The organism is Mesorhizobium sp. P5_C1 (assembly GCF_054049815.1).
In genome coordinates this window covers 1-6,056 of sequence record NZ_JBFULQ010000340.1, presented here as the reverse complement: position 1 = coordinate 6,056, position 6,056 = coordinate 1, and the positions used below count along the sequence as shown (strand labels likewise).

Sequence of the window (6,056 nt, the reverse complement as noted above, 5' to 3'; positions counted from 1 at the left end):
TGGCCTTCGCCGCGTTGGGAATAGGAAGTGAATAGTCGAGGCGGGACCCGATACGGCTCAGATCGCGACGCAAAGGCAGGACGAGCGCCACCCACACGATCATCAAAGCGATACCTGAAAGATTGGCCAGCCAAGCCAGATCGACGCCCGGAAACACCGGAAAGCCGATGTAGATAAGCACCAAGCTGATGGCACTGACCACCACTAGGCTGGCAGCCGCCAGTCTGCCGCTGCCGATCCAGAGGAACCCACCGAACGGACCGCCAAAGGCGGATACCAAAGCGGTCGACCAGCGGGATCGCGAAGCTGTTTCTCGCGCAGCTGTTTCTTCATCATCGGCCACCCCCATACCCAAGGCAGCCGGACTGTCCGCCAAACAAAAAAGCGAGGCAAGGCCCCGCTTTTCACTCATCTGAAGCGAATTTTAGGCCGGCAGGATGGCGCCTTCCAGCGTCGTAAGCTGGCTAAGGAACTGTTCGGCCTTGCTGCGGGCCTCGTCGTCCTTGGCGTCGGCGGCGTCTTCCTTGGCTTCCTGGATGCGGCGGGCGAGATCGGCGCGGTCGACATCATTCACCGCCACAGCCGACTCCGCCAACAGCGTGCAGCCAGCCGGAACGATATCGGCGAAGCCGCCGAACACGACATAACGCTCTTCCTCGCCCGACGCGGTCTTAACAGTGACCACACCCGGCTTGATCGTGGTCATGACCGGCGCGTGATGCGCCATCACGGTCATCTCGCCCTCTGCACCTGGAATGACGACGGATTCGACCTGCTCGGAAACAAGCAGGCGCTCCGGCGAGACCAGTTCGAACTTGAAAGCTTCGGCCATGATCAATCTAGCAAACGGGGAATAGTGAGTAGCGAGTAGTGAAGAAACTCGCTCGTCTCATAAACCCCTATTCGCTACTCCCTATTCGCTATTCGCTTCTTATGCCGCTTCGGCCGCCAGGCGCTGTGCCTTCTCGACCGCTTCSTCGATGCCGCCGACCATGTAGAAGGCGGCTTCCGGGAGGTGGTCATAGTCGCCGTTGCAGAGGCCCTTGAAGCCCTTGATGGTGTCGGCCAGGTCGACCAGCTTGCCAGGCGAGCCGGTGAACACTTCGGCGACGAAGAAGGGCTGCGACAGGAAGCGCTCGATCTTGCGGGCGCGTGCCACCGTCTGCTTGTCCTCTTCCGACAGCTCGTCCATGCCCAGGATGGCGATGATGTCCTGCAGCGACTTGTAGCGCTGAAGGATCGACTGCACCTGGCGCGCGACGGCATAGTGCTCGTCACCGACGACCAGCGGATCGAGCATGCGCGAAGTCGAATCCAGCGGATCGACGGCCGGGTAGATGCCCTTTTCGGCGATGGCGCGGTTGAGCGTCGTGGTCGCGTCGAGGTGGGCGAACGAGGTCGCCGGCGCCGGGTCGGTCAAGTCGTCGGCGGGCACGTAGATCGCCTGCACCGAGGTGATCGAGCCCTTGGTGGTGGTGGTGATGCGTTCCTGCAACGCGCCCATGTCGGTGGCGAGCGTCGGCTGATAGCCCACGGCCGACGGGATACGGCCGAGCAGAGCCGACACTTCCGAACCCGCCTGCGTGAAGCGGAAGATGTTGTCGACGAAGAACAGCACGTCCTGGCCCTGGTCGCGGAAATATTCCGCAACCGTCAGGCCGGTCAGGCCGACGCGGGCGCGGGCGCCCGGCGGCTCGTTCATCTGGCCATACACCAGAGCGGCCTTGGAGCCTTCACCGCCGCCCTTCTTGTTGACGCCAGACTCGATGAACTCGTGATAGAGATCGTTGCCTTCGCGAGTGCGCTCGCCGACGCCAGCGAACACCGAGTAGCCACCATGCGCCTTGGCGATGTTGTTGATCAGCTCCTGGATCAGCACGGTCTTGCCGACGCCGGCGCCGCCGAACAGGCCGATCTTGCCGCCCTTGGCGTAGGGAGCCAGGAGGTCGAGCACCTTGATGCCGGTGATCAGGATCTGTGCTTCCGTCGACTGCTCGACATAGGTCGGAGCCGGCTGGTGGATGGAGCGCATTTCGATCCCGTCGACCGGGCCTTCTTCATCGACCGGCTCGCCGATGACGTTGATGATGCGGCCGAGCATGCCCGGGCCGACCGGGACGGTGATCGGCGCGCCGGTGTCGCGCACTTCCTGGCCGCGCACCAGACCTTCGGTCGAGTCCATGGCGATGCAGCGCACGGTGTTTTCACCCAGATGCTGGGCCACTTCGAGCACCAGGCGGTTGCCGACATTGGTCGTCTCGAGCGCGTTCAGGATCGCCGGCAGGTGATCGCCGAACTGCACGTCGACAACGGCGCCGATGACCTGGCGGACCTTGCCGACAACGCCGGTTGCCTTGGTGGCCACTGCGGATGTCTTGGTCGCTGCGGCCTTGGCCGGTGCTGATGCCGTCTTGGCCGGAGCTGCCTTTGCGGCTGCTGCCGGAGCCTTTGCCGCCTTCGCGGGGGCTGCGGCCTTGGGGGCTGCCGTCTTGGGTGTTACCTTCTGGGGGGTCGCTGCTTTCGCCATCGTCTTTACCCTTTTTCGTCCTTTGTTTCTCACGCGGTCCGCTCGCGGGTCGATGACCCGCAAACCGCGCCTAGAGCGCCTCGGCGCCCGAAATGATTTCGATCAGTTCCTTGGTGATCTGCGCCTGCCGCTGGCGGTTGTAGGTGATCGACAGCTTGTTGATCATCTCGCCGGCATTGCGCGTCGCATTGTCCATGGCGCTCATCTTGGCGCCCATTTCGCCGGCCGCGTTTTCGAGCAGCGCCCGGAAAACCTGCACCGAGATGTTGCGCGGAATGAGATCGGAGAGGATTTCGCCCGGCTCCGGTTCGTATTCATAGACGGCGCTGCCGCCATCCACTGCCCCGGCCGGAGCCGAAGCGATACCGGCTGGAATGATCTGCTGCGCGGTCGGGATCTGGCTGATCACCGACTTGAACTGCGAATAGAACAAAGTGCAGATGTCGAAGCCGCCCTCGTTGAAGAGCTGGACGACTTTCTTGGCGATCGCGTCGGCATTGACGAAGCCGAGCGTCTTGACCTCCCGCAGATCGACACGATCGAGAATCATAGACGCATAGTCGCGGCGCAGGATATCGAAACCCTTCTTGCCGACGCAGATGATCTTGACCTGCTTGCCGTCGGCCAAAAGCTTGCGGATATGGTCGCGGGCAAGGCGGGCGATCTGCGAATTGAAGCCGCCGCACAGGCCGCGCTCAGCGCTGCAGACGACGAGCAGATGCACGTCGTCCTTGCCGGTGCCGGTCATCAGCGCCGGGGCATCGCCGCCGCCGCCGATTGCCTGTGTGATGTTGGCCAGCACGGAACCCATGCGCTCCGAATAGGGGCGCGCCGCTTCCGCAGCCTCTTGCGCACGGCGCAGCTTCGCCGCGGCGACCATCTGCATCGCCTTGGTGATCTTCTGCGTCGCCTTGACCGAGGCGATACGGTTACGAAGGTCTTTTAATGAAGGCATGCTTCAAACCTGATCCCGTCTTGTCTCATCCCGACTGGCGCTTCGCTCAGGCGAAGGTCTTGGCGAAAGCGTCGATCTCGGCCTTCAGCTTGGCGCGCAGACCGTCCGACAGCGCCTTTTCCTTGCGGATGGCATCGAGCACGTCCTTGCCCGCCGCACGCATGTGGCTGAGCAGGCCATGCTCGAACTTGCCGACCTGGTTGACCGGCAGCTTGTCGAGATAGCCGTTGACGCCGGCGAAGATCACCGCGACCTGCTCTTCCGTCTTCAGCGGCGAGAACTGCGGCTGCTTCAGGAGTTCGGTCAGGCGCGATCCGCGGTTGAGCAGGCGCTGCGTGGCGGCGTCGAGATCGGAGCCGAACTGCGCGAACGCCGCCATTTCGCGGTATTGCGCGAGCTCGCCCTTGATCGAGCCGGCAACCTGCTTCATCGCCTTGATCTGCGCGGCCGAGCCGACGCGCGACACCGACAGGCCGACGTTGACGGCCGGACGGATGCCCTGGAAGAACAGGTTGGTTTCGAGGAAGATCTGGCCGTCGGTGATCGAGATCACGTTGGTCGGGATATAGGCCGACACGTCGTTGGCCTGMGTCTCGATGATCGGCAGGGCGGTSAGCGACCCACCGCCCAGATCGTCGTTGAGCTTGGCGGCGCGCTCGAGCAGGCGCGAGTGCAGGTAAAAGACGTCGCCGGGATAGGCTTCGCGGCCCGGCGGGCGGCGCAGCAACAGCGACATCTGGCGGTAGGCGACGGCCTGCTTCGACAGATCGTCATAGCTGATCAACGCATGCATGCCGTTGTCGCGGAAATACTCGCCCATGGTGCAGCCCGCGAACGGCGCGAGGTACTGCATCGGCGCCGGGTCGGACGCGGTGGCGGCGATGATGATCGAATATTCGAGCGCGCCGCGCTCTTCCAGCACCTTGACGAACTGCGCCACGGTCGAGCGCTTCTGGCCGACGGCGACGTAGACGCAGTAGAGCTTTTCCTTCTCAGGGCCGTTGTCGTGCACCGACTTCTGGTTGAGCATCGTATCAAGGATGATGGCGGTCTTGCCGGTCTGGCGGTCGCCGATGACCAGTTCGCGCTGGCCGCGGCCGACCGGGATCAGTGCGTCGATGGCCTTGAGGCCGGTCGACATCGGCTCGTTCACCGATTTGCGCGGGATGATGCCGGGCGCCTTGACGTCGACACGCTTGCGCTCGACTGCCTTGATCGGGCCCTTGCCGTCGATCGGATTGCCGAGCGCGTCGACGACGCGGCCGAGCAGACCCGGACCGACCGGAACGTCGACGATGGCGCCGGTGCGCTTGACGATGTCGCCTTCCTTGATGTCGCGGTCGGCGCCGAAGATGACGACGCCGACATTGTCGGCTTCGAGGTTGAGCGCCATGCCGCGAGTGCCGCCGGGGAATTCGACCATTTCGCCGGCCTGGACATTGTCGAGGCCGTAGACGCGGGCGATACCGTCACCGACGGACAGCACCTGTCCAACTTCGGAGACCTCGGCCTCCTTGCCGAAATTCTTGATCTGGTCTTTCAGAATTGCGGAAATTTCCGCGGCGCGGATGTCCATCAGCCGACCTCTTTCAGTGCAAGCTTGAGCGAGTTGAGTTTGGTTTTGAGCGACGTATCGATCTGGCGCGAGCCCATCTTGACCACCAGCCCGCCGAGCAGCGACGGATCAACGGTGATTGAGATGGCCACGTCCTTGCCGGCAACGCCCTTCAGCGCCGCCTTGAGTTCGTTCTGCTGGGCATCGGTCAACTCGTGCGCCGACGTCACTTCAGCAGCGGTCTCGCCACGGTGTTCGGCGGCAATCTGGCGGAACGCCCTGATCATGCCGGGGATGGCGAACAGACGGCGGTTACGGGCCACGACGCGCAGGAAATTGCCGGTGAGGCCGGTGATCCCTGCCTTGTCGGCGATCGCCGCGATGGCCTTGGCCTGATCCTCGCTGGAAAACACCGGGCTGCTGATCAGCCGGGTAAGGTCGGCACTGCCCGCGAGCATCGCCTCGAAACTGTTGAGGTCTGCCTCGACCTTGGCGACCGAATTTGCCTGCAGGGCGAGTTCGAACAGCGAACCCGCGTAGCGTTCTGCGACACCTGAGATTGGCGATGACGATTGGGCCACGGACCGTCTTTTCTCTTGTCTGACAGGCCGCAGATTGTTGGCGCGAGCAAAAACTCTGGCTAAATCTTTGACCTTACTGCATTTTTCCAAGCACGGAGACGCGGCTTCCGCTATCCCCGGCCGAAAGTCGATTGCCGTCTACCACAGGCATTTTAAGACCGCAATGCGTCGTTCCGCATGGTTTTCAGGCACTATTGTCGCATCCGGCAAAAGAGTCCTGCCTTCCGCCCCGGAAACCCAGGGATTCAAGGCAGAAAGCCGAAGGCAAAGGCGAGCGGCAACGCCGCCAATGCCAATTCCACCACAATGGACACCCAATTGAAAGGCGTATTGGCGCCATCCGACATCATCGACAGCAGCCGGCCGAAGGCAGTGAACAGCCAGGAGAAGCCAAGAGCCATATAGAGAAAGGGCTGTGGGCCGAGCAGGAGACAGCAC

The 6,056-nt window shown here is 62.8% G+C and carries 7 protein-coding genes; all 7 read right to left on the bottom strand.

Going from position 1 to position 6,056, the window contains the following annotated elements; all coding sequences use genetic code 11:
• Nucleotides 1-343: hypothetical protein (locus ACXJ7R_RS22440; RefSeq protein ID WP_457153768.1), on the bottom strand; the 343-nt coding region annotated here is incomplete at its 3' end.
• Between the two features lie 81 nt (nucleotides 344-424).
• Nucleotides 425-832 carry a F0F1 ATP synthase subunit epsilon gene (locus tag ACXJ7R_RS22435; RefSeq protein WP_457153767.1) on the bottom strand — a complete coding sequence of 136 codons (408 nt, stop codon included), beginning with the start codon at nucleotides 830-832 and terminating at the stop codon, nucleotides 425-427.
• A gap of 99 nt (nucleotides 833-931) precedes the next feature.
• Nucleotides 932-2,527 carry a F0F1 ATP synthase subunit beta gene (gene atpD / locus ACXJ7R_RS22430; protein WP_457153766.1) on the bottom strand — a complete coding sequence of 532 codons (1,596 nt, stop codon included), beginning with the start codon at nucleotides 2,525-2,527 and terminating at the stop codon, nucleotides 932-934.
• A 70-nt stretch (nucleotides 2,528-2,597) separates the two neighbouring features.
• Nucleotides 2,598-3,482, bottom strand: coding sequence for a F0F1 ATP synthase subunit gamma (locus ACXJ7R_RS22425; RefSeq protein ID WP_457153765.1), 885 nt, complete (start codon nucleotides 3,480-3,482; stop codon nucleotides 2,598-2,600).
• A gap of 46 nt (nucleotides 3,483-3,528) precedes the next feature.
• Nucleotides 3,529-5,058, bottom strand: coding sequence for a F0F1 ATP synthase subunit alpha (atpA, locus tag ACXJ7R_RS22420; protein ID WP_457153764.1), 1,530 nt, complete (start codon nucleotides 5,056-5,058; stop codon nucleotides 3,529-3,531).
• Nucleotides 5,058-5,618: a F0F1 ATP synthase subunit delta gene (locus tag ACXJ7R_RS22415; protein ID WP_457153763.1), complete on the bottom strand. Its 561-nt coding sequence runs from the start codon at nucleotides 5,616-5,618 to the stop codon at nucleotides 5,058-5,060. The genes atpA and ACXJ7R_RS22415 overlap by 1 nt, the downstream gene beginning before the upstream one ends.
• 245 nt (nucleotides 5,619-5,863) lie before the next feature.
• Nucleotides 5,864-6,056: DUF4345 family protein (locus ACXJ7R_RS22410; RefSeq protein WP_457153762.1), on the bottom strand; the 193-nt coding region annotated here is incomplete at its 5' end.

What these genes read in the sequence shown, in the direction of transcription:
- ACXJ7R_RS22435 (WP_457153767.1), bottom strand. Translation starts at nt 832, where the DNA reads ATGGCCGAAGCTTTCAAGTTCGAACTGGTCTCGCCGGAGCGCCTGCTT.
- ACXJ7R_RS22425 (WP_457153765.1), bottom strand. Translation starts at nt 3,482, where the DNA reads ATGCCTTCATTAAAAGACCTTCGTAACCGTATCGCCTCGGTCAAGGCG.